This is a genomic window from Streptomyces fagopyri, assembly GCF_009498275.1.
Lineage (GTDB): Bacteria > Actinomycetota > Actinomycetes > Streptomycetales > Streptomycetaceae > Streptomyces > Streptomyces fagopyri.
The window spans coordinates 2322582-2344376 of record NZ_CP045643.1 but is presented as its reverse complement, the minus strand read 5'-3'; the positions used below and the strand labels follow the sequence as shown (position 1 = coordinate 2344376).

The window sequence follows — 21795 nt, the reverse complement described above, 5'->3', positions numbered from 1 at the left end:
GGGGAGTCGCTGTTCGATCCGGGCGTGAGCGATGGGTCGCCCCGTGCCGGCGCGGTCCCTCCCGTGCGTCGTCGGCTGCCGCTTGGTCGGGGTGCCGGCGCGTGGCTCGGTGTCAGTGGGTGCGGGGGATCACTCGGCGGCCCGCCGTTCCGTACACCCATGTCGATGTCTCGTCTATGAAGTCGGTCGGGAAGCCGGTGCGGAAGCCGGTGACCTCCTCCAGGCCGGCCACCAGCTCGGCGGGCAGGGTCAGTTCGGCGGCGCCGAGGTTGTCCATGAGCTGGGTGACGTGGCGGGCGCCCACGATGGGGTGGACGGCGGGGGAGCGGGCCATGGTCCAGGCGATGGCGACCTGGGCGGCCGAGGCGCCGAGTTCGTCGGCCGCGACCTGGACGGCCTCCGCCACGGTCCGCTCCAGTTCTCCGACCGCCTCCGGGGACAGCCGGGTCGCGGTGCCCGGCAGCACACCGCCCGGCCGGGTGTACTTGCCGGACAGGATGCCGTTCTGCAGAGGACTCCACGCGGCGACCGACATGCCGAACTCCTCTGCCATCGGAAGGAGTTCGCGCTCGGCGTCCCGGCTCAGCAGGCTGTACGGCACCTGGAGCGCGGCGAACGGTGACCAACCCCGCCACTCGGCCAGGGTGTTGGCCCGTGACACCACCCAGGCCGGCGCGTCCGAGATGCCCACGTACAGGACCTTCCCCGACCGTACGGCGTCGTCGAGGGCGCGCATCGTCTCCTCGACAGGAGTGTTCCGGTCCCAGATGTGCACCCAGTAGATGTCGATGTAGTCGGTTCCCAGCCGCCGCAGGCTCGTCTCCAGGGAGAGCGCGAGATTCTTGCGGTGGTTCCCGGCGGCGTTCGGGTCCGCGCCGTCACGGGAGATCGTGTACTTGGTGGACAGCACGAAGCGGTCGCGCCGCCCCTTCAGCAGCTCGCCCACGATCTCCTCGCTGGCCCCGCCACGGTAGTTGACGGCGGTGTCGACCACGTTGCCCCCGGCCTCCGCGTAGGCGTCGAGGATCCGGGCGCACTCCTCCTTCGGCGCGCCCACCCCGTCCTGCTCCCCGAACGTCATGTCACCGAGGAACAGTTCGGAGACGCGAAGACCGGTCCGACCCAAGAGCCGATAGCGCACGGGGAAACTCCTCCGGAAGTCGGCTGTCACATGTCACACGGTCGGCCGGCGTGCGAAGCCGGCTCCGGTCAACCGACCGTAGCCGCCCGACCAGTGCCGCGGGACGGAATCGTCACGCCCAACGCGCCCCGGCAGGAATCACTACGGTGGGCACCATGAAAGCGATCCGACTGCTGCTGGTCGACGACGATCCGCTGGTGAGGGCCGGCCTGTCCTTCATGATGGGCGGCACCGACGACATCGAGATCGTCGGCGAGGCCGCGGACGGCAGCGAGGTCGAGGCGCTCGTCGACCGCACCCGCCCCGACGTGGTCCTGATGGACATCCGGATGCCGGCGGTCGACGGCCTCACGGCCACCGAGCGGCTGCGCCACCGTCAGAACGCCCCGCAGGTCCTGGTCCTGACCACCTTCCACGCCGACGAGCAGGTCCTGCGGGCACTGCGCGCGGGCGCCGCCGGGTTCGTCCTCAAGGACACCCCGCCCGCCGACATCGTCGACGCGGTACGCCGGGTCGCGGCCGGCGACCCGGTGCTGTCACCCACCGTCACCCGCCGGCTGATGGAGCAGGTGGCCGGCGACCCCGCCGACACCCGCCGAAGCGCCGCCCGCGACCGGATCGCCGGCCTCAACGACCGCGAACGCGAGGTCGCCGTCGCCGTCGGCAGGGGTGCCTCCAACGCGGCGATCGCCGCCGAGCTGTACATGAGCGTCGCCACCGTCAAGACCCATGTCTCCCGCATCCTCGCCAAGCTCGGGCTCGACAACCGCGTCCAGATCGCCCTGCTGGCGTACGACGCCGGACTTTTCGAGGAGGACGGGCACTGAGCGCGGACGTCGCGCGTTGTTCAGGGCGACGGGAGGGCGGAGCCATGATCGACCTGGGTGAGTACGGCGCGCGGTTCATGAAAGACCCCTATCCGGTGTACGCGGAGCTGCGTGAGCGGGGTCCGGTCCACTGGGTGCGCATGCCGGCCCCCGGCGCGTACGAGTGCTGGCTCGTCGTCGGGTACGAGGAGGCGCGGGCCGCCCTCGCCGACCCGAGACTCTCCAAGGACAGCACCAAGACGGGGCTGACCTCCCTCGAGGACGAGCTGATGGGCCGCCATGTGCTCGTCACCGACCCGCCCGAGCACACCCGGCTGCGCTCACTCGTCGCGGGCGCGTTCACCATGCGCCGGGTGGCGGCGCTGCGCCCCCGCGTCCAGCGGATCACCGACGACTTGCTGGACGCGATGCTGCCCGAGGGCCGCGCGGACCTCGTGGACTCCTTCGCCTATCCACTGCCGATCACCGTCATCTGCGAGCTGCTGGGGGTGCCCGACATCGACCGGGCGGCGTTCCGCAGGATGTCGAACGAGATCGTGACACCGACGGACGGCGTCGGCGAGTTCGCCGCCGTGAAGGAACTGGCCGGATATCTGGACGAGTTGATCGAGGACAAGCGGTGCACGGCACCCGCCGGCGACCTGCTCGGCGACCTCATCCGCACCAGGGCCGAGGACGGCGACCGGCTCTCCCGCGGCGAACTGCGCGGGATGGCGTTCATCCTGCTCGTCGCGGGCCATGAGACGACGGTCAACCTCATCACGAACGGGGTGCACACCCTGCTCGCCCACCCGGGCCAACTCGCCGCGCTGCGTTCCGACATGACCCTGCTGGACGGGGCAGTGGAGGAGGTGCTCCGCTTCGAAGGACCGGTCGAGACGGCGACGTACCGCTACGCGGCGGAGCCGATGGAGATCGGCGGCCGGGCCATCGCGGTGGGCGACCCGGTGATGATCGGACTCGACGCCGCCAACCGCGACGCGGCGCACTGCCCCGACCCGCACCGCTTCGACATCCGCCGCACCCCGCGCAGCCACCTCGCCTTCGGGCACGGCGTCCACTACTGCCTGGGCGCGCCCCTGGCCAGGCTGGAGGCGCGGGTCGCGCTGCGCTCGCTGCTGGAGCGCTGCCCGGACCTCGCCCTCGACGGCCCCCCGGGCGAGCCGCTGCCCGGAATGCTGATGCGCGGCGTGCGCAGTCTGCCGGTGCGGTGGTGAGTGCACCGGTCGTGATCGGTGCGGTGGTGAGTGCGTCGGTCGTGGGTGGTGTGGTGGTGCGGATGCCCGTCGTGATCGGTGCGGTGGCGAGTCTGGGGCGTGGGGGGGGGAGTGATCCGGGCATGGCCGGTGCGGGCCGGTTCCGGCGCGGGAGCCGCGCCGGACGGTCCGGGTTCGGCGCGGTCCTGGTTCGGGACGACCCGGCTCAGTCCCGGCCCGCGGGGATCTCCGCCAGCCGCACCGGGCGGCGCTCCAGCCGCGAGAGCTCGCAGGCCTCCGCGATACGCAGCGCGTGCAGCGCCTCGCGTCCGTCGCACGGGTTGGCGCGTTCACCTCGGACGACCTCGACGAACGCGGCGAGCTCGGCCTCGTACGCGGGGCCGAAGCGCTCCAGGAATCCGGTCCACGGTTTGTCGGCGGGCGGCGGCCCGGCCGGTTCCGTGGAGGCGATCGGCGTACGGTCGTCCAGGCCGACGCCGATCTGGTCCAGGTCACCGGCCAGCTCCATGCGGACGTCGTAGCCCGCGCCGTTCATCCGCGTCGCGGTCGCCGTCGCGAGGGTGCCGTCGTCGAGCGTGAGGACGGCCGCGGCGGTGTCGATGTCCCGCGCCTCGCGGAACATGGCGGGCCCCGCGTCGGAGCCCATCGCGTACACCTCGACGACCTCGTGGCCCGTCACCCAGCGCAGCATGTCGAAGTCGTGGACCAGGCAGTCCCGGTAGAGCCCGCCCGACAGCGGCAGATAGGCGGCCGGCGGCGGCGACTGGTCGGACGTCATCGCCCGGACGGTGTGCAGCCGTCCGAGCCGCCCCGACCGCACCGCCTCCCGCGCGGCCGTGTACCCCGAGTCGAAGCGGCGCTGGAAGCCCAGCTGCAGAACCGTTCCGGCTGCCTCGACCTCGGCGAGCGCGGCCAGCGTGCCCGGCAGGTCGAGGGCGATGGGCTTCTCGCAGAACACCGGGAGCCCGGAGCGCGCCGCCCGGCCGATCAGTTCCGCGTGGGCGGAGGTGGCCGCGGTGATGACCACGGCGTCCACGCCCCAGGTGAAGATCTCGTCCACGGAGGGGGCCGCCGTGGCACCCAGACGGTCCGCGAGTTCCTGGGCCCGCGCGGGGTCCGCGTCCGTGACGATGAGGGAACCGACTTCGCGGTGGCGGTCAAGAGCGGTCGCGTGAAATGTACCGATACGACCCGTTCCGATAAGTCCGATGCGCATGGGAACAAACTGAGGGCCCACCAGGTGCTGTGTCAATGCTTTGTCCGGACAATCGAACTTCACAACTTCCCGTCAACATCTCCCGGAGCTACGCTCGGCGCGTGCCGAAACCAGATGTGGATCCGACCGTGTCGCTCCAGCTCAGCGTCGACCGCAGCAGTCCGGTCCCGCTGTACTTCCAGCTGTCCCAGCAGTTGGAGGCCGCGATCGAGCACGGAACGCTGACCCCGGGCAGCCTCCTCGGCAACGAGATCGAGCTCGCCGGACGGCTCGGCCTGTCCCGGCCGACGGTCCGTCAGGCCATTCAGTCCCTCGTCGACAAAGGGCTGCTGGTGCGGCGCAGAGGCGTCGGCACCCAGGTCGTGCACAGTCAGGTGAAACGTCCGCTGGAGCTCAGCAGCCTGTACGACGACCTGGAGGCGGCCGGGCAGCGTCCCGCGACCCGGGTGCTCGTCAACACGGTCGTGCCCGCGTCCGCCGAGGTCGCGGTCGCGCTGGGCGTGGCCGAGGGCAGTGACGTCCACCGGGTGGAGCGTCTGCGTCTCGCCCACGGGGAGCCGATGGCGTACCTCTGCAACTACCTGCCGCCCGCCCTGCTGGAGCTGGACAGTGCCCGGATGGAGGCCACCGGGCTGTACCGGCTGATGCGTGCCGCGGGCATCACCCTGCACAGTGCCCGTCAGTCCGTCGGCGCCCGCGCGGCCACCGAGGAGGAGGGTGAGCGCCTCGGCGAGCCCGCCGGGGCCCCGCTCCTCACCATGCAGCGCACCACCTTCGACGACACCGGGCGTGCCGTGGAGTTCGGCACCCACACCTACCGCGCCTCCCGCTACTCCTTCGAGTTCCAGCTCCTCGTACGTCCGTGAGTGCCGGGGACGCCCGTGCGTCCTCGTGGGGTCGTCCGCCTTTTCCGCGGGCGTCCGTCTCCGTGGCCGTGTGTCTCCGTGGCCGTGTGTCCTCGCGCGCTCCCGCACCGTCCGTGATCGTGAATCCCCGTGTCGGGGTGAATGCGTGTGTGCCGGTGAATCCGTGTATGGCCCTGAATCCGCGCATGGCGGTGGATTGTCGTGTGGCCGTGAATCCTCCTGCCGCTGTGAATGTTTGGATCTTCGCGGGGCGGTGAATTCCACCCGTGATCGGAAAGCTCCTGGTGAGGGTGTGAATCGCCGGGGGCATGACCGAATCTCAATCGTAAGAATGTTCTGACAAACCCATTGACTGGTGTGCGGACCCGGAGCTAGAACTCCCCTCAGCCGCAAAGGAGCGGCGCGAGAGAGGGTGGTCCCACCATGCGTACAGCCCGAACAGCAGCAGCGGTGATAGCTGTGATCGCGCTCGCGGCCGGGTGCAGCAGCTCCGGCGGCAAGGACTCGGAGGACAAGGCGAGTGGCAGCGGGAGCGGGAGCGGCAAGGCCGCCGGCACACCCCGCCTGAAGATCGCGATGGTGACGCACTCCGGCGAGGGCGACACCTTCTGGGACATCGTCCAGAGCGGCGCCAAGGCGGCGGCCGGCAAGGACAACGTCGACTTCCTGTACTCGAACGACAAGGAAGCCAACGGACAGGCCCAGCTCGTCCAGGCCGCGATCGACAAGAAGGTCGACGGCATCGTCGTCACCCTGGCCAAGCCCGAGGCGATGAAGGACGTTCTCGCCAAGGCGGAGGCGGCCGGCATCCCGGTCGTCACGATCAACTCCGGCGCCGAGTTCTCCAAGCAGTTCGGGGCGCTCGCGCACTTCGGCCAGGACGAATCGGTCGCGGGTGAGGCCATCGGTGACGAACTCAACAAACGCGGTCTCAAGAAGGCCGTCTGTGTCATCCACGAACAGGGCAACGTCTCCCTGGAGCAGCGCTGCGCCGGGGTGAAGAAGACCTTCGACGGATCGGTCGAGAACCTCAACGTCGACGGGACGAACGCGCCCGCCAGCCAGTCGTCCATCGAGGCGAAGCTGCAGGCGACCAAGGGCATCGACGCCGTCATCACGCTGGGCGCCCCGGTCGCCGCCGTCGCCGTCAAGGCCAAGGCCGACGCGGGCAGCAAGGCCGAGATCGACACCTTCGACCTGAACGCCGAAGTGGTCAAGCGGCTCAAGGCCAAGGAGGTCGGCTTCGCCGTCGACCAGCAGCCCTACCTCCAGGGCTACGAGGCCATCGACATGCTGTGGCTCTACAAGAACAACGGCGACGTGCTCGGCGGCGGCAAGACGGTCCTCACCGGCCCGGCCATCGTCACCGAGAAGGACGCGCCGCAGCTCGAGAAGTACACCGCGCGCGGGACCCGCTGATGGGATGCACGCTCCCCGTGTTCGATACTTGGGCGTTTGGGGCCGGCGAGAGGCCGGCCCCCGGGGCCTACGGAACGGCCCGCCGGGCCGCTCCGCGGGCCCCGGCGCACCAAGGAGCACAGCAAGAAGGGCACGGCCTCGTGGCACGGACTCGGACCTGGGTAAGCATCGCGCTCGCAGGGGCGCTGGGCGCGTCTCTCGCGGGATGCAGCAGCACCGGCGGGAAGCGGGCCGAGGATGCCCGCAAGGCGGCGTCCGCCCAGGGCAGGGCCGCGGTGGACACACCCCGGTGGACCTTCGCGATGGTCACCCATTCGGGCGATGGCGACACGTTCTGGGACATCGTGCAGAGCGGCGCCAAGCAGGCCGCCGTCAAGGACAACATCAACTTCCTGTACTCGCACAACGCCGAGGCGCAGCAGCAGGCGCAGCTCGTCGACGCCGCCGTGGACAAGCGGGTCGACGGGATCATCGTCACGCTGGCCAAGCCGGACGCGATGAAGGCGGCCGTGGCGCGCGCGGAGAAGGCCGGAATCCCCGTGATCACGGTGAACTCCGGCTCCGAGCAGTCCAAGCAGTTCGGGGCGCTCACCCACATCGGCCAGGACGAGACCATCGCCGGCGAGGCGGTCGGCGACGAGCTGAACAAGCGGGGCCGCAAGAAGGCCCTGTGCATCCTGCACGAGCAGGGCAACGTCGGTCACGAGCAGCGCTGCGCGGGCGTCAAGAAGACCTTCCACGGCACCGTGCAGGATCTCTACGTGCAGGGCACCAGCATGCCCGACGTGCAGTCCTCCATCGGCGCCAAGCTGCAGGCGGACAAGTCCATCGACTCCGTCGTCACGCTCGGCGCCCCCTACGCGGACACGGCCGTCAAGGCCAAGAAGGACGCGGGCAGCGACGCCGAGGTCGACACCTTCGACCTGAACGCGAAGGTGGCCGCGGAGCTCAAGGACGGCACGCTCGGCTTCGCCGTCGACCAGCAGCCCTACCTCCAGGGCTACGAGGCAGTGGACCTGCTCTGGCTCTACAAGTACAACGCCGATGTCCTCGGCGGCGGCAAGCCGGTACTCACCGGACCGCAGATCATCACCAAGGATCAGGCCGCCGCGCTGGAGGAGTACACGAAGCGGGGAACCCGATGACCGCCACCGCACCCGCGCCGTCGCCCGGCACCAAGGCCGACGACGAGCGCCTCGTGAAGACCTCGCCGCTGCGCAAACTCATGGGCCGGCCGGAGCTGGGCTCCGTGGTCGGCGCGATCGCGGTCTTCCTCTTCTTCGCGATCTTCGCGGACAGCTTCGTACGGGCCGCCAGCCTGAGCACGGTCCTGTACGCCTCGTCGACCATCGGCATCATGGCCGTACCGGTCGCGCTGCTGATGATCGGCGGCGAGTTCGACCTCTCCGCGGGCGTCATGGTGACCAGCTCCGCGCTGATCTCCTCGATGCTCAGCTACCAGCTGACCGCGAACGTCTGGGTCGGCGTCCTCGTCTCGCTGGTCGTCACGCTCGGGATCGGCGTCTTCAACGGCGTCATGCTGACCCGCACCGACCCGCCCAGCTTCATCATCACGCTCGGCACCTTCCTGATGCTGACCGGTATGAACCTCGGCTTCACCAAGCTGATCAGCCGCACGGTCTCCACCAAGTCGATCGCCGACATGCAGGGCTTCTCCTCGGCCAAGGACGTCTTCGCCTCGACGATCACGATCGGCGGCGTCGACTTCAAGATCACCATTCTGTGGTGGCTCGCCCTGGTCGTCGTGGCCACCTGGATCCTGCTGCGCACCCGCGTCGGCAACTGGATCTATGCCGTCGGCGGCGGCGAGATGGCCGCCCGCGCGGTCGGCGTCCCGGTCAACAAGACCAAGATCGGCCTCTACATGGGCGTCGCCTTCGGCGCCTGGGTCTCCGGTCAGCACCTGCTGTTCTCGTTCGACGTCGTGCAGTCCGGCGAGGGCGTCGGCAACGAGCTGATCTACATCATCGCGGCGGTCATCGGCGGCTGTCTGATCACCGGCGGCTACGGCTCCGCGGTCGGCGCGGCGGTCGGCGCGCTGATCTTCGGCATGGTGAGCAAGGGCATCGTGTTCGCCGAATGGAACCCGGACTGGTTCAAGTTCTTCCTCGGAGTGATGCTGCTCCTGGCGACCCTGCTCAACCACTGGGTCCGCAAGCGCGCGGAGGTGACGAAATGACGACGGACACGGAGAAGACGGAAGCGGTCCCCGCGGAGGGCACGGCACTCGTCGAGCTCGACGACGTCAGTAAGTACTACGGCAACATCCGCGCTCTCGAAGGCGTCTCGCTGGTGGTGCACGCGGGGGAGATCTCCTGCGTGCTCGGGGACAACGGTGCGGGCAAGTCCACGCTGATCAAGATCATCGCGGGGCTGCACCAGCACGACGCGGGCACGCTGCGCATCGAAGGCGAGGAGACCCGGCTGTCGTCCCCGCGCGAGGCGCTCGACCGCGGGATCGCCACGGTCTACCAGGACCTCGCCGTCGTCCCGCTGATGCCGGTGTGGCGGAACTTCTTCCTCGGCTCCGAGCCGTCGAAGGGCGCGGGCCCGTTCAAGCGCATGGACGTGGACTTCATGCGCAGGACCACCCACGCGGAGCTGCTGCGCATGGGCATCGACTTGCGCGACGTCGACCAGCCCATCGGCACGCTGTCCGGTGGTGAGCGGCAGTGTGTGGCGATCGCCCGCGCCGTGTACTTCGGCGCCAAGGTCCTCGTCCTGGACGAGCCCACCGCCGCGCTCGGTGTGAAGCAGTCCGGCGTCGTCCTCAAGTACGTCGCCGCCGCCCGGGACGCCGGTCTGGGCGTCGTCCTGATCACCCACAACCCGCACCACGCCTACCTGGTGGGCAACCGCTTCGTCCTCCTCAAGCGCGGCGCCATGTTCGGCAGCCACACCCGCGAGGAGATCACCCTCGACGAGCTCACCCGCCAGATGGCCGGCGGCAGCGAACTCGACGACCTCCGCCACGAGCTGGAACGCACGACGTAGCCCACCCGGCTTCCCCGGCCGGCCCTGACCCTGGGCCGGCCACAAGCCCGTCACCATCGTGAACCGGCCGGACCGGTCCCAGGACCGGGCGCGGGGAACTGCGCGCCGAGACACGGCGGGCCGGCACGGTGGCGACGGCGGGGGATGATCACGGCGCCGGCGTCGTCCCTGTGAGCGGGCCGGCTGTCCCTGCCTCTGTCCCTGCCCAGGTGCGCGGGGAACTGCGCGCCGATCCACGGCGGGCCGGCACGGTGGCGACGGCGGGGGTTGATCACTGCACGGGCGTGGGTCGCGGGACCGGCAGAACCGGTCCCACCCGGGGGCGCGGGGAACTGCGCGCCACGTCACATCGAGGGCCCACCGCGACGACACCGAAGACCGCCGGAGGCACCGCGCAAGGGCACGGCACCGGCCGCGTCACACCCCGCCACCACACGTAACCGCACGTCACCCCCACCCCTCACCCCCCAAACCTCCCCGGCGAAGCAAACCCCGGCTGGGTGAGGCAGAATCGGCCCGATGAGCACCTACCGCGACCTCGCACACCGCGGCTCCGCGCGGGCCACCGTCCTGCGGACCGTCGGGACGCGCGAGCGCCGTTCCCACCTGACGGCGCCCCGCGTCCCCACCGTCGGTATCGACATCGGCGGTACGAAGGTGATGGCGGGGGTCGTCGACGCCGACGGCAACATCCTGGAGAAGCTCCGCGCCGAGACGCCGGACAAGTCCAAGAGCCCCAAGGTCGTCGAGGACACCATCATGGAGCTGGTCCTGGACCTCTCCGACCGGCACGACGTGCACGCGGTCGGCATCGGCGCGGCGGGCTGGGTCGACGCGGAGCGCAACCGCATCCTCTTCGCCCCCCACCTCTCCTGGCGCAACGAACCGCTGCGCGACCGCCTGGCAGGCCGCCTCGCCGTACCGGTGCTCGTCGACAACGACGCCAACACCGCAGCCTGGGCGGAATGGCGCTTCGGCGCGGGCCGCGGCGAGGACAACCTCGTCATGATCACGCTCGGTACCGGCATCGGCGGCGCGCTCCTCGAGGACGGTCAGGTCAAGCGCGGCAGGTTCGGCGTCGCGGGAGAGTTCGGTCACATGCAGGTGGTCCCCGGCGGCCACCGCTGCGCGTGCGGCAACCGCGGCTGCTGGGAGCAGTACAGCTCGGGCAACGCCCTGGTCCGCGAGGCCCGCGAACTCGCCGCCGCGGACTCCCCGGTCGCGTACGGGATCATCGAACACGTCAAGGGCAACATCGCCGACATCACCGGCCCGATGATCACCGAGCTGGCCCGCGAGGGCGACGCCATGTGCATCGAGCTGCTCCAGGACATCGGTCAGTGGCTCGGCGTCGGCATCGCCAATCTGGCGGCCGCCCTCGACCCCTCCTGCTTCGTCATCGGCGGCGGCGTCAGCGCGGCCGACGACCTCCTGATCGGCCCGGCCCGCGACGCCTTCCGCCGGCACCTGACCGGCCGCGGCTACCGCCCCGAGGCCCGCATCGCCCGCGCCCAGCTCGGCCCCGAGGCCGGGATGGTCGGCGCCGCGGACCTCGCGCGCCTCGTCGCCCGCCGCTTCCGCCGCGCCAAGCGCCGCCGCGTGGAGCGCTACGAGCGGTACGAGCGCTTCACCGAGTCGCGTCGTACGACCCAGGGCACGCCGTGACCGCCTCGCTGCCGCGCCAGGCGTCACCGCCGGACGAGCCGCGGCGCCCGCCGGAGGACCCGCGCCACAAGTTCCGCCGCCGGGCCCTGACCCTGCTGATCATCGTGCTGCTCATCGGCGTCCCGGCCGGATACCTGGTGATCTCCGCCAACCAGAGCCGCGACAGCGGCAAGCAGAAGGAGGACAAGTACTCGGCGACCGGCCTCACGGCGGGCTGGCCGTCGAAGGTCCAGCGCCGCCTCTACCAGGTGGAGATCCCGCACCCGGCCGCCAAGGTCGCGTTCTACGAGACGAACAACTGGAAGACCAGCCGCCTGTACGCGCAGTTCCAGCTCACCAACGCGGGCCTGGACACCTTCCTCACCAGCCTGGGAGCCGACCGGCAGGCGCTGACGAAGGACGACATCACGATCAGCGCCCGCGACCAGAAGGTCACCGGCTGGAAGTTCTCGGTCCCCGGCCAGTGGTGGGGCCTCACCCGCAAGCAGAAGGACCCGGCGCCCACCCAGGACGTCGTGGTCAACCTGGCCAATCCCACGTACCCCATGGTGTACGTCGTCTCGCGCACGGTCCCGTAGACGAGCCGGTCCCGGGCCGTCGCCGGAACCCGTTGTCAGACCCCGCCCGTAGAGTCGAAGACAACCGATTCGACCGAGGGCGGGAGGTGACGACGTATGGGCGAGGGAGCCCCGAGGACCGATACGGCCGTGCCGGTGCGGCTCGCCGCCGTTTTCCTGCCCGCACCCCTGCCGCGTGACGGACGCGTCGCCTTCTGGGACCCGGACGGCGGACCACTGCCCGCCCCGGACGGCTCCCCGCCGGCCCCGGCCGGGAGCGGAACACCGGCCTCCCCGGGCGGCGCCGCGAGCGCGCCGTCGCCCGACCCGACCCGGCTCACGGTGGTCCGACCGCACGGTTCCGGGATCCGCCGGAGCACCGTCCCCGCCCTCACCCTGCCGATCGCCGACGCCCTGCCGCTGCTCGCCGGAGCCCGCCGCGACCGCGCCGCCCACCCCGCCACGGCCTGCTGGGGCGCGGCCGCCCTGCACGCGCTGCGCCTGATCGCGCGGGGCCGGCTGCTGCCCGGACTGACGCCCGAGGGCCTCGACGCGTGGCGCGCGGGCCCCCTGGACCCGGACGACATCGCGCACCTCCGCGCCGTGGCCGCCTCCCTCCCGTACGAGGGTCACGCCGTCCCCCTCCCCGGCAAGGGCCCGCTGCGACTGCCCGAACCGGAAGCGCTGATGCGTTCCTTCCTGGACGCCGTCGCCGACACCCTGCCGCGCACCCCCGCCGCTCCCCACATCTCGGGGAAGCCCTTCGCGGCCCGTGAACCGCAGCGGCTGCCAGCCGCCCACGACTGGGCCGCCGAGGTCGCCGCGGGCATGGACGCGGGCGTACGGATCTCGCTCCGCTTGGACCTGTCGGCGTACCAGCTCTTCGACGACGGCGAGGGAGCGCGCCGCGCGGGCGCCGCCGTCGTCCAGGTTCACAGCCTCGCCGACCCCACGCTCGTCGTCGACGCCGCGGCGCTGTGGGCGGGAGAGGCCGACACGGCCTTCGGCCCCCGCGCCCGGGTGGACGCGGCGCTCGCCGTACGCCGCGCGGCCCGCGTCTGGCCACCCCTGGACCGCCTCGGCGAACAGGACGTGCCCGACGTCCTCGCACTCTTCGAGGACGAGCTGTCCGACCTGCTCGGCGTCGCGGCGACCCGCCTCGGCGCGGCCGGTGTCGCGGTGCACTGGCCCCGGGACCTCGCGCACGACCTGAGCGCGGCCGCCGTGGTGCGCTCCGCCCCCGGATCGGCCACGGACGGCACGGGATTCTTCGAGAGCGAGGAACTCCTCCAGTTCCGCTGGCAGTTGGCGCTCGGCGGGGATCCGCTCACCGAGGCCGAGATGGACACGCTCGCCGAGGCCCACCGTCCGGTCGTCCGGCTGCGGGACCAGTGGGTGCTGGTCGACCCGGCCCTCGTCCGCAAGGCCCGCAAGCGTGAGCTGGGCCTGCTGGACCCGGTCGACGCGCTCTCCGTGGCACTCACCGGCACCGCGGAGGTCGACGGCGAGACGGTCGAGGCCGTGCCGGTCGGCACGCTCGCCGTGCTGCGCGACCGCCTGACGGCCGGGGTCACCGCCGTGGAGCCGCCACCGGGTCTCCAGGCCCGGCTGCGCGACTACCAGCTCAGGGGACTGGCCTGGCTGGACCTCATGACCTCGCTCGGCCTCGGCGGCTGCCTCGCCGACGACATGGGTCTGGGCAAGACCATCACCGTCATCGCCCTGCACCTGCGCCGGGCCCACGCCGAACCGACGCTGGTCGTCTGCCCGGCGTCGCTGCTGGGCAACTGGCAGCGGGAGATCACCCGCTTCGCCCCCGGCGTCCCCGTCCGCCGCTTCCACGGGCCCGACCGCACCCTCGACGACCTCGACGGAGGCTTCGTCCTCACCACCTACGGCACGATGCGCTCGACCGCGCCCCGGCTTGCCCAGCAGGCCTGGGGCATGGTCGTCGCGGACGAGGCGCAGCACGTCAAGAACCCCTACTCGGCGACGGCGAAGGCACTGCGGACCATCCCGTCCCCCGCGCGCGTCGCCCTGACCGGCACCCCCGTGGAGAACAACCTCTCCGAACTGTGGGCCCTCCTGGACTGGACGACCCCCGGCCTGCTCGGCCCCCTGAAGTCCTTCCGAGCCCGGCACGCCCGCGCGGTGGAGAACGGCGAGGACGAGGAGGCCGTGGCCCGTCTGGCCCGGCTGATCCGCCCCTTCCTGCTCCGGCGCAAGAAGTCCGATCCCGGGATCGTCCCCGAGCTGCCGCCCAAGACGGAGACGGACCATCCGGTACCGCTCACCCGCGAACAGGCCTCCCTCTACGAGGCGGTGGTCCGTGAGTCGATGCTCGCGATCGAGACCGCCGGGGGCATCGCCCGGCGTGGCCTGGTCCTCAAGCTGCTGACCTCCCTCAAGCAGGTGTGCAACCATCCGGCGCTGTTCCTGAAGGAGGACGCGCGGACCGCCGCCCAGGGGTCCGCCGCCCGCTCCGGGAAGCTGGCCCTGCTCGACGAACTCCTGGACACCCTGCTCGCGGAGGACGGCTCGGCACTCGTCTTCACGCAGTACGTGGGGATGGCCCGCCTGATCACCACGCACCTCGCCGCACGCGCCGTCCCGGTGGAGCTCCTGCACGGCGGCACCCCCGTCGCCGAACGCGAACACATGGTGGACCGCTTCCAGAGCGGCGCCACCCCGATCCTGGTGCTCTCCCTCAAGGCCGCCGGCACCGGTCTGAACCTCACCCGGGCCGGTCATGTCGTCCATTTCGACCGCTGGTGGAACCCGGCGGTCGAGGAGCAGGCGACCGACCGCGCTTACCGCATCGGCCAGACCCAGCCCGTCCAGGTCCACCGCCTCATCACCGAGGGCACGGTGGAGGACCGCATCGCCGAGATGCTCGAAGCGAAGCGGGCGCTGGCCGACGCGATCCTCGGCTCCGGAGAGGCCTCCCTGACCGAGCTGACCGACCGCGAGCTGTCGGACCTCGTCTCACTGCGGAGGACCGAGTGAGCGCTTCCACGGACGGGGGACACCCGGAGCCGGCCGGCCCGGACGACGGTCTCCGGCGACCCGAAGGCCCGGTCGGAACGGGTCCGGAGGGCGAGCCGGGTCCGGTGGAGGAACCGGCCACGCCGGCGGATCCGGAGGGGTCTGACGGGCCACTCGGACTTGCCGGACCGGAGGGAGCCGGCGGACCGACAGAGACCCCGGGTCCATGCGGCCCGGCGGGGGCTGCGGGGCCCGGCGGACCGACGGGACCTGCGGAGGCGGCGAGGTCGACCGGGCCTGCGGGGCCTGTGGAGGCGGCGAGGATGCCCGGACCTGCGGGATCGGCGGAGACCGCTGGAACCGACGAGCCGGAAGAGCCCCGCGCCGAAGGATCCGCACGCCCCTCGACCGAGGAGGGCGCGCGTCCCGCGGACGCGGCCCGCCGTGCCCTGCGGGCCGCGCGGGAGCGCGGAGCTGCGGCCGAGGACGAGCCGGGCCCACCGGCCGAGGCGACCCCGGTCACCCCGGGCGGCCGACCGGGCGACGCGGCCCGCCAGGCGCTGCGCCGCGCCGCCGCGAGAGGGAGCATCCCTGGTGCTGGTGCTGGTGCTGGTGCCGGTGCCGGAGCCGGAGCCGGAGTCGGAGAAGTGCCGACTGCCGAAGGCGCTCCCGGGACGGCCCCGGCGCCCGCCGCGTCGGAGGACCGTTCGGCGGTACGTCGGTCCACCGCCACGGACGCGACGGAAGCGGACGGCCAGGTCGCCCCGGCCGCGGGCGCCGCACGTCCGGGCGATGTCGCCCGCGAAGCCCTGCGCGCCGCACGCAGCGAAGCACGGCAGGCGCGGACGGACGCCGGGGGCGAGGAGGCCGAGGAGCCCCGGCGCCGGTTCGCCGACCGCACACCGCCGACCGCTTCTCCGGCCCGGCGGACGTCACGCGGACTCGACCCGGAAGCGCCGGCCCGGGACGTACGGGACGTACGGGACCTCCTCGACGGAGCGTTCGAGCTGCCCGGCGACGAGGACCCCCGGACCCGTACGACGCGAGTGCCGGGCCCCGAGGCCCCACCGCTGCCGGACGGGCGTACCGTCGCGCGCCCGGAGACGTCCGACGCCGGGACGGGGAGCCGCCGCGCCGCGCACTCGCAAGCGTCCCGAGAGGACGTCGCGACGCCTGAGCCCGCCGAGGACACGCGGACCGCCGGGTCGACCACCTGGGTCACGCGGATCGCCGGAGCGGCTGCCCGGGTCACGGAGACCGCCGGGGATACGGATTCCGCCGGGTCGGTCACCTCGGTCACGCGGACCGCCGGGGAGGCTGCCCGGGATACCGGCACCGACGGGTCGACCGCCCGGGACACGGAGTCCGGCGCGACGACCACCGCCCGGTACACGGAAGCCGGTGGGCCGGTCGCCGGGGCCACGGAGACCGCGGGGGCGGCTGCCCGGGACACGGAGTCCGGCGCGATGACCCCCGCCCGGTACACGGAAGCCGGTGGGCCGGTCGCCGGGGCCACGGACACCGCGGGGGCGGCTGCCCGGGACACGGAGTCCGGCGCGATGACCCCCGCCCGATACATGGAAGCCGGTGGTCCGGTCGGCGGGACCATGGACGCCGCCGCGACGGCTGCCCGCGATACGACGTCCGACGTGACGACCACCGCCCGGTACACGGAGTCCGGCGCGACGACCACCACCCGGTACACGGAGCCCGCTGCGACGACCACCGGAAGTACGGAGACCCCCGGGGCGGCCGCCCGGCGCGCCCGGACCGCCAGGACGGCGGAGCCCGGCGCGGGCGGTCTCGGCGTGCCGGGGGAGCGGAGCGCACCCCTGCCGGCGGCCCGGCTGCCGCGGTCCATGGGGTCCCCGGGGCGGGACGGAGAGCTGCGCCGTACGTTTCCCGCGCTCCCGGCACGGAGGCCCGACGCGGAGTCGTTCGCGCGGACGTGGTGGGGCAACGCCTGGGTGAGCGCCCTGGAGGAGGGCGCCCTCGACGTGGCGCGGCTGGCGCGTGGGCGGGCCTACGCGGCCAAGGGGCGGGTCGACGCCATCACGGTCACCCCGGGACTGGTGCTGGCGTACGTGCACGGGAGCCGTCCGCGGCCCTACCGCGTGCAGGTCGCCCTGCGGACACTGGACGACGGGGACTGGGACCGCTTCCTCGACGCGGCCGCGGATCGGCCCGGCCACATCGCGGCGCTGCTCGACAAGGAGATGCCCCGCTCGCTCGCCGACTGCGGGGTCGACCTGCTCCCCGGCCCCCGCGACCTCGCACCGCACTGCAGCTGCCCCGACTCCGGTCACCCCTGCAAACACGCGGCGGCGCTCTGCTACGAGACGGCCCGGCTGCTGGACGAGGACCCGTTCGTGCTGCTCCTGCTGCGCGGCCGAGGTGAGCGTGAACTGCTCGACGGACTCTCCCGCCGCAACGCGGCCCGCGCGGCCCGCGCCGCGCAGGAACAGGAGCCGGCGCCCCTTCCCGGCGTACGGGCCCGGGACGTCCTCGCCCGCCGTGGCCTGCCGCCCCTTCCGGCGCCCCTGCCCGCGCCCGCGCACCCCGAGCAGCCGCCGACCTACCCGGGTGCCCCGGGCGGCCCGGACCCGTTCGCGCTGGACCAGCTGGCCACGGACGCGGCGGCCCGCGCGCACGTGATGCTGACCGCCGGCCGTGACCCGGTCGCGGAGCTGACGTTCTGGCAGGACGCGGTCCGGCTCGCCGCCGCCCGCCCCGGTTCCGGGCTCACCGCGGCCACCCGCGCCCTCTACTCCTCGCTCGCCTCGGCCGCCGGCCGTACCCCCGCCGACCTGGCGCGCGCGGTCGCCGCCTGGCGTCAGGGCGGAATCGAGGGGCTGAGCGTCCTCGAAGAACCCTGGGACCCGCCCGCCGGCCGTTTCGACCGAGCCCGTCCGCTGCTGCTCGCCGCGGACCTCCCGGCCTTCCGCCCCTGGCGCAACCACCTCACGCACCCCCGCGGCCACGCCCAACTGCGGCTGGGCCACGACGGCCTCTGGTACGCGTACGAATCGGAACCCGGTCAGGACGACTGGTGGCCGCGCGGCACCCCCGACCTCGACCCCGTCGGCGCCCTCACCGGCCTCGGCGCACCCGGGGAGTTCTGACGCCGGGGCCCGACCGGGCGGCCGTACGCGCGAGGGACCGGTGCGGGCGCGGCGCGCGTCGGGATTCGACCCCGCCCGCGAGGCCGTTCCCGCGGGTGGTGGAGGCCTCGCGGGCTGAGTACTCGCCCGGGAGCGGGCGCGTGCCCGGTGCCGCTCAGGGGCGCACGCACTCCTCGATGATCGAGGCGACGTGCTGCACAGCCGGTGAGTCGCGGTGCGCTCGGCGGGCCAGGATGAGATCGATGGTCTCCGTCTCGGCGAGCGGTACGTACGTCACGCCGTCGAGCCGCAGACTCTGCACCGACCGCGGCACGAGCGCGACGCCGTGCCCCGCGGCCACGAGGACGACGAGGGTCGCGGTCTCGCCGACCTCGACGAGGGACGAGGGCCGGAAACCGGCCCGGGCGCAGGCCGACAGGACGCGGTCGTACATGGCGGACCGCGGCTGCGAGGGATGGACGACGAAGGGTTCGTCGGCCAGCGCGCTCAGCGAGATCCGCCGGTCGGCCGCCAGGGGATGGTGGGCCGGCAGCACGGCGATCAGGGGTTCGGTGCGCAAGGGCGTGATGTGCACTCCCTCGACCCCGGCCGCGCTGGTACGGGACACCGCGAGGTCGTAGGTGCCGGTGAGCAGGCCGTCCACGAGCTGCGGGGTGATCAGCTCGCCGCGCAGGTCGAGGGTGAGGTGAGGCAGCCGGGACCGTACGGTCCGGGCGACGCGGGGCAGGACGTCGTAGGTGGCCGTGCCGATGAACCCGACGGAGACACGGCCGGCGCGGCCGGTGGCGAGCTCCGCCATGTGGACGCGCGCGCGTTCGGCCTCGGTGACCAGCGTACGGGCGTACGGGGTCAGGTGCCGGCCCGCCTCGGTGAGTTCCACGTGCCGGGTGGAACGCTGGAAGAGGCTGACGCCGAGCTCGCGTTCCAGCGTCTTGATCTGCTGCGAGAGGGCCGGCTGGGCCACGTGCAGGCGGGCCGCCGCGCGCCCGAAGTGGCACTCCTCGGCGAGGGTGAGGAAATAGCGGGCCTGACGGAGTTCCATGGCCCCAGCTTATAAGGCTGCCTTATCAATCGCTCCGTACTGTGTCTTGGACGCGATGAAGAGGGCGACCTACCGTGAAGACGTGAGCGAAAGTTACGTATACGCAGCGGCAAGGACTCCCTTCGGACGGTTCTCCGGCGCTCTCGCCGGAATCCGGCCCGACGACCTCGCGGCGCTCGCCGTGAACGGGGTCCTGGCCAAGGTGCCGGAGCTCGATCCGGGCGGCATCGACGACGTCGTCTGGGGAAACGCCAACGGCGCCGGCGAGGACAACCGCAACGTCGGCCGGATGGCCGTGCTCCTGGCCGGACTGCCCACCTCGGTGCCCGCCACGACCGTCAACCGGCTGTGCGGCTCCTCCCTGGACGCGGCGATCATGGCCTCCCGTGCCATCGAGACCGGAGACGCCGACATCGTGCTCACCGGCGGTGTGGAATCCATGACCCGGGCTCCCTGGGTGCTGCCCAAGCCCGCGCGCGGCTATCCCGTCGGCGACGTGACCGCCGTGTCCACCGCTGTCGGCTGGCGGCTGGTCAACGAGCGCATGCCGAAGGAGTGGACGGTCTCGCTGGGTGAGGCCAACGAACAGCTGGCCGACCGCTTCGGCGTCCCGCGGGAGCGGCAGGACGAGTTCGCCGTCCGTTCCCACAACCTCGCCGACGCCGCCTGGACGGCCGGCTTCTACGACGACCTGGTGGTGCCGGTCGCGACCGACGGCAGGGGCGGCACCCTCGCCCGGGACGAGGGCGTCAGGCCCGGATCCACGACCGAGAAGCTCGCCGCCCTCAAGCCGTCCTTCCGCCCCGGCGGTGGGATCACGGCGGGCAACTCCTCGCCACTGAGCGACGGCGCCTCGGCCGTGCTGCTCGGCTCGGCGGCCGCCGCCACGCGTATCGGCGCCGATCCGCTCGCCCGCATAGCCGGGCGAGGGGTGTTCGCACTGGATCCGCAGATGTTCGGCTTCGCTCCCGTCGAGGCGGTGAACCGGGCCCTGAAGAGCGCCGGCATCACGTGGTCGGACGTCTCCGCGGTCGAACTCAACGAGGCGTTCGCCGTGCAGGCACTGGCATGTGTGGACGCCTGGAACATCGACCCCGCGATGGTCAACACCAAGGGCGGTGCCATCGCGCTCGGCCACCCGCTGGGAGCTTCCGGCGGCAGGCTCCTGGGCACGCTGGCGCACCGGCTGAAGGAGTCCGGCGGACGATGGGGCGTCGCGGCGATCTGCATCGGCGTGGGCCAGGCGCTCGCCGTCGTCCTGGAGAACGTCACGGAGGCCGGCCGATGACCATGCGGCTGTGCGCCCACGCCGATGAGGCCGTCGCCGGGATCGAGGACGGTTCGACGGTGCTCGTCGGCGGCTTCGGGATGGCCGGAATGCCGGTCGATCTGATCGACGCCCTCATCCGCCAGGGTGCGAAGGACCTGACCGTCGTGTCCAACAACGCGGGCAACGGCGACACCGGGCTGGCCGCGCTGCTGGCGAGGGGACGGGTCCGTAAGGTCGTCTGCTCCTTCCCCCGGCAGTCCGACTCGTACGTCTTCGACGGCCTCTACCGGGCCGGCCGGATCGAGCTCGAAGTGGTGCCGCAGGGCAACCTCGCGGAGCGGATCAGGGCGGCCGGTGCCGGTATCGGTGCCTTCTTCTGCCCCACCGGAGCCGGGACCCTGCTGGCCGAAGGCAAGGAGACCCGGGTCATCGACGGCCGTACCCACGTCCTGGAGTACCCGATCAAGGGCGATGTCGCGCTGATCGGCGCCCATCGTGCCGATCGCATGGGCAACCTCGTCTACCGCAAGACCGCCCGCAACTTCGGGCCCGTCATGGCCACCGCCGCGACCACGGTGGTCGCACAGGTCCGCGAGATCGTCGACACCGGCGTGATCGACCCCGAGGCCGTGGTGACGCCGAGCATCTATGTCGACCGCGTGGTACAGGAGTTGACCGCATGACCCCGATCCTGCGCACGGCGGACAGCGGACGCGGGCCGCTGGGCAAGTCCGAGATGGCCGCCCTGGTGGCCCGCGACATTCCGTACGGCGCGTTCGTCAACCTCGGCATCGGTCAGCCCACACTCGTCGCCGACCATCTGCCGGCCGACTCCGGGGTGGTGCTCCACACCGAGAACGGCATGCTCAACATGGGACCGGCCGCGCAGGGCGAGGAGATCGACCTCGATCTCACCAACGCGGGCAAGGTTCCCGTGACCGAACCGCCCGGGGCGGCCTACTTCCACCACGCCGACTCGTTCGCCATGATGCGCGGCGGTCACCTGGACATCTGCGTCCTGGGCGCCTTCCAGGTCGCCGGGAGCGGGGACCTCGCCAACTGGCACACCGGCGCACCCGACGCCATTCCCGCCGTCGGCGGTGCCATGGACCTCGCGATCGGTGCCAAGAAGGTCTTCGTCATGATGACGCTGTTCACGAAGGACGGCGCCCCCAAGCTGGTTCCGCGGTGCACCTACCCGCTGACCGGGCTGGGCTGCGTCGACCGCGTCTACACCGACCTGGCGGTCTTCGACATCACCCCGGCGGGCGTCACGGTGCGCGAGACCTTCGGCGTCACCGTCGACGACCTCGCGGGCCGCCTCGAACTGCCGCTCCTGCCGTCCCCGGCCTGACACCCACTCAAAAGCCGTGCGGCACAAGGCATCCGGACCTGATCGGTCTGACCCGGTGGTCTCGGCGGATCTTTCCGGCGGTCCTTCGCAGCGGGCTTT

At 72.2% G+C, this 21795-nt stretch carries 17 protein-coding genes; 14 read left to right on the top strand and 3 right to left on the bottom strand.

What is annotated here, in order from left to right; translation table 11 throughout:
• Positions 1-112 precede the first annotated feature (112 nt).
• Positions 113-1141, bottom strand: a complete 1029-nt coding sequence (locus GFH48_RS10025; protein ID WP_153287928.1) for an aldo/keto reductase — start codon at positions 1139-1141, stop codon at positions 113-115.
• Positions 1142-1296: 155 nt separating this feature from the next.
• Between GFH48_RS10025 and GFH48_RS10020 the strand changes: the two genes are divergently transcribed.
• Positions 1297-1968 (top strand): response regulator, encoded by a 672-nt coding sequence (locus GFH48_RS10020; RefSeq protein ID WP_153287927.1) that lies wholly within the window; start codon positions 1297-1299, stop codon positions 1966-1968.
• Between the two features lie 44 nt (positions 1969-2012).
• The gene (locus GFH48_RS10015; RefSeq protein ID WP_153287926.1) at positions 2013-3185 is read left to right on the top strand and encodes a cytochrome P450 family protein; all 1173 of its coding nucleotides are present in this window, start codon (positions 2013-2015) and stop codon (positions 3183-3185) included.
• Positions 3186-3390: 205 nt separating this feature from the next.
• Here the strand turns inward: GFH48_RS10015 and GFH48_RS10010 are convergent, their stop codons facing one another.
• Complete coding sequence (locus GFH48_RS10010) at positions 3391-4401, bottom strand: Gfo/Idh/MocA family protein (RefSeq protein ID WP_153287925.1); 1011 nt, start codon at positions 4399-4401, stop codon at positions 3391-3393.
• A gap of 128 nt (positions 4402-4529) precedes the next feature.
• Between GFH48_RS10010 and GFH48_RS10005 the strand changes: the two genes are divergently transcribed.
• The 9 genes from GFH48_RS10005 to GFH48_RS09965 all read left to right on the top strand — a co-directional run bounded on the left by GFH48_RS10005 (position 4530) and on the right by GFH48_RS09965 (position 18030).
• Entirely contained in the window at positions 4530-5267 is a 738-nt protein-coding gene (locus tag GFH48_RS10005; protein ID WP_153292827.1) for a GntR family transcriptional regulator, read from the top strand.
• A 423-nt stretch (positions 5268-5690) separates the two neighbouring features.
• Positions 5691-6686, top strand: a complete 996-nt coding sequence (locus GFH48_RS10000) for a sugar ABC transporter substrate-binding protein (protein WP_153287924.1) — start codon at positions 5691-5693, stop codon at positions 6684-6686.
• 140 nt (positions 6687-6826) lie between these two features.
• On the top strand, positions 6827-7831 hold the full coding sequence (locus GFH48_RS09995) for a sugar ABC transporter substrate-binding protein (protein ID WP_153287923.1): 1005 nt from the start codon (positions 6827-6829) through the stop codon (positions 7829-7831).
• Entirely contained in the window at positions 7828-8886 is a 1059-nt protein-coding gene (locus GFH48_RS09990; protein WP_153287922.1) for an ABC transporter permease, read from the top strand. Before GFH48_RS09995 ends, GFH48_RS09990 begins: the two co-directional genes overlap by 4 nt.
• Entirely contained in the window at positions 8883-9701 is an 819-nt protein-coding gene (locus tag GFH48_RS09985; RefSeq protein ID WP_153287921.1) for an ATP-binding cassette domain-containing protein, read from the top strand. Before GFH48_RS09990 ends, GFH48_RS09985 begins: the two co-directional genes overlap by 4 nt.
• A 519-nt stretch (positions 9702-10220) precedes the next feature.
• Positions 10221-11366, top strand: coding sequence for an ROK family glucokinase (locus tag GFH48_RS09980; RefSeq protein WP_153287920.1), 1146 nt, complete (start codon positions 10221-10223; stop codon positions 11364-11366).
• The gene (locus GFH48_RS09975) at positions 11363-11944 is read left to right on the top strand and encodes a sugar kinase (RefSeq protein ID WP_153287919.1); all 582 of its coding nucleotides are present in this window, start codon (positions 11363-11365) and stop codon (positions 11942-11944) included. The genes GFH48_RS09980 and GFH48_RS09975 overlap by 4 nt, the downstream gene beginning before the upstream one ends.
• Positions 11945-12040: 96 nt before the next feature.
• Positions 12041-14929 (top strand): DEAD/DEAH box helicase, encoded by a 2889-nt coding sequence (locus GFH48_RS09970; RefSeq protein ID WP_153287918.1) that lies wholly within the window; start codon positions 12041-12043, stop codon positions 14927-14929.
• Positions 14930-15555: 626 nt separating this feature from the next.
• Positions 15556-18030 (top strand): SWIM zinc finger family protein, encoded by a 2475-nt coding sequence (locus GFH48_RS09965; protein WP_153287917.1) that lies wholly within the window; start codon positions 15556-15558, stop codon positions 18028-18030.
• A gap of 154 nt (positions 18031-18184) precedes the next feature.
• On the opposite strand, the gene GFH48_RS09960 is transcribed toward GFH48_RS09965, so the two are convergent.
• Complete coding sequence (locus tag GFH48_RS09960) at positions 18185-19072, bottom strand: LysR family transcriptional regulator (protein ID WP_153287916.1); 888 nt, start codon at positions 19070-19072, stop codon at positions 18185-18187.
• 82 nt (positions 19073-19154) lie between these two features.
• Here GFH48_RS09960 and GFH48_RS09955 point away from each other — a divergent pair, with 82 nt between their 5' ends.
• Genes GFH48_RS09955 through GFH48_RS09945 form a run of 3 tightly spaced genes read left to right on the top strand, consistent with a single transcriptional unit; the run spans position 19155 to position 21696 of the window.
• Positions 19155-20360 carry a thiolase family protein gene (locus tag GFH48_RS09955; protein ID WP_153287915.1) on the top strand — a complete coding sequence of 402 codons (1206 nt, stop codon included), beginning with the start codon at positions 19155-19157 and terminating at the stop codon, positions 20358-20360.
• Positions 20357-21025 carry a 3-oxoacid CoA-transferase subunit A gene (locus GFH48_RS09950; protein ID WP_153287914.1) on the top strand — a complete coding sequence of 223 codons (669 nt, stop codon included), beginning with the start codon at positions 20357-20359 and terminating at the stop codon, positions 21023-21025. The genes GFH48_RS09955 and GFH48_RS09950 overlap by 4 nt, the downstream gene beginning before the upstream one ends.
• Entirely contained in the window at positions 21022-21696 is a 675-nt protein-coding gene (locus tag GFH48_RS09945) for a 3-oxoacid CoA-transferase subunit B (RefSeq protein ID WP_153287913.1), read from the top strand. Before GFH48_RS09950 ends, GFH48_RS09945 begins: the two co-directional genes overlap by 4 nt.
• Positions 21697-21795 lie beyond the last annotated feature (99 nt).

Coding starts and splice junctions, on each gene's coding strand:
- GFH48_RS10020 (WP_153287927.1), top strand. CDS start 1,297: ATGAAAGCGATCCGACTGCTGCTGGTCGACGACGATCCGCTGGTGAGG.
- GFH48_RS10015 (WP_153287926.1), top strand. CDS start 2,013: ATGATCGACCTGGGTGAGTACGGCGCGCGGTTCATGAAAGACCCCTAT.
- GFH48_RS10010 (WP_153287925.1), bottom strand. CDS start 4,401: ATGCGCATCGGACTTATCGGAACGGGTCGTATCGGTACATTTCACGCG.
- GFH48_RS10000 (WP_153287924.1), top strand. CDS start 5,691: ATGCGTACAGCCCGAACAGCAGCAGCGGTGATAGCTGTGATCGCGCTC.
- GFH48_RS09990 (WP_153287922.1), top strand. CDS start 7,828: ATGACCGCCACCGCACCCGCGCCGTCGCCCGGCACCAAGGCCGACGAC.
- GFH48_RS09985 (WP_153287921.1), top strand. CDS start 8,883: ATGACGACGGACACGGAGAAGACGGAAGCGGTCCCCGCGGAGGGCACG.
- GFH48_RS09980 (WP_153287920.1), top strand. CDS start 10,221: ATGAGCACCTACCGCGACCTCGCACACCGCGGCTCCGCGCGGGCCACC.
- GFH48_RS09970 (WP_153287918.1), top strand. CDS start 12,041: ATGGGCGAGGGAGCCCCGAGGACCGATACGGCCGTGCCGGTGCGGCTC.
- GFH48_RS09960 (WP_153287916.1), bottom strand. CDS start 19,072: ATGGAACTCCGTCAGGCCCGCTATTTCCTCACCCTCGCCGAGGAGTGC.
- GFH48_RS09950 (WP_153287914.1), top strand. CDS start 20,357: ATGACCATGCGGCTGTGCGCCCACGCCGATGAGGCCGTCGCCGGGATC.
- GFH48_RS09945 (WP_153287913.1), top strand. CDS start 21,022: ATGACCCCGATCCTGCGCACGGCGGACAGCGGACGCGGGCCGCTGGGC.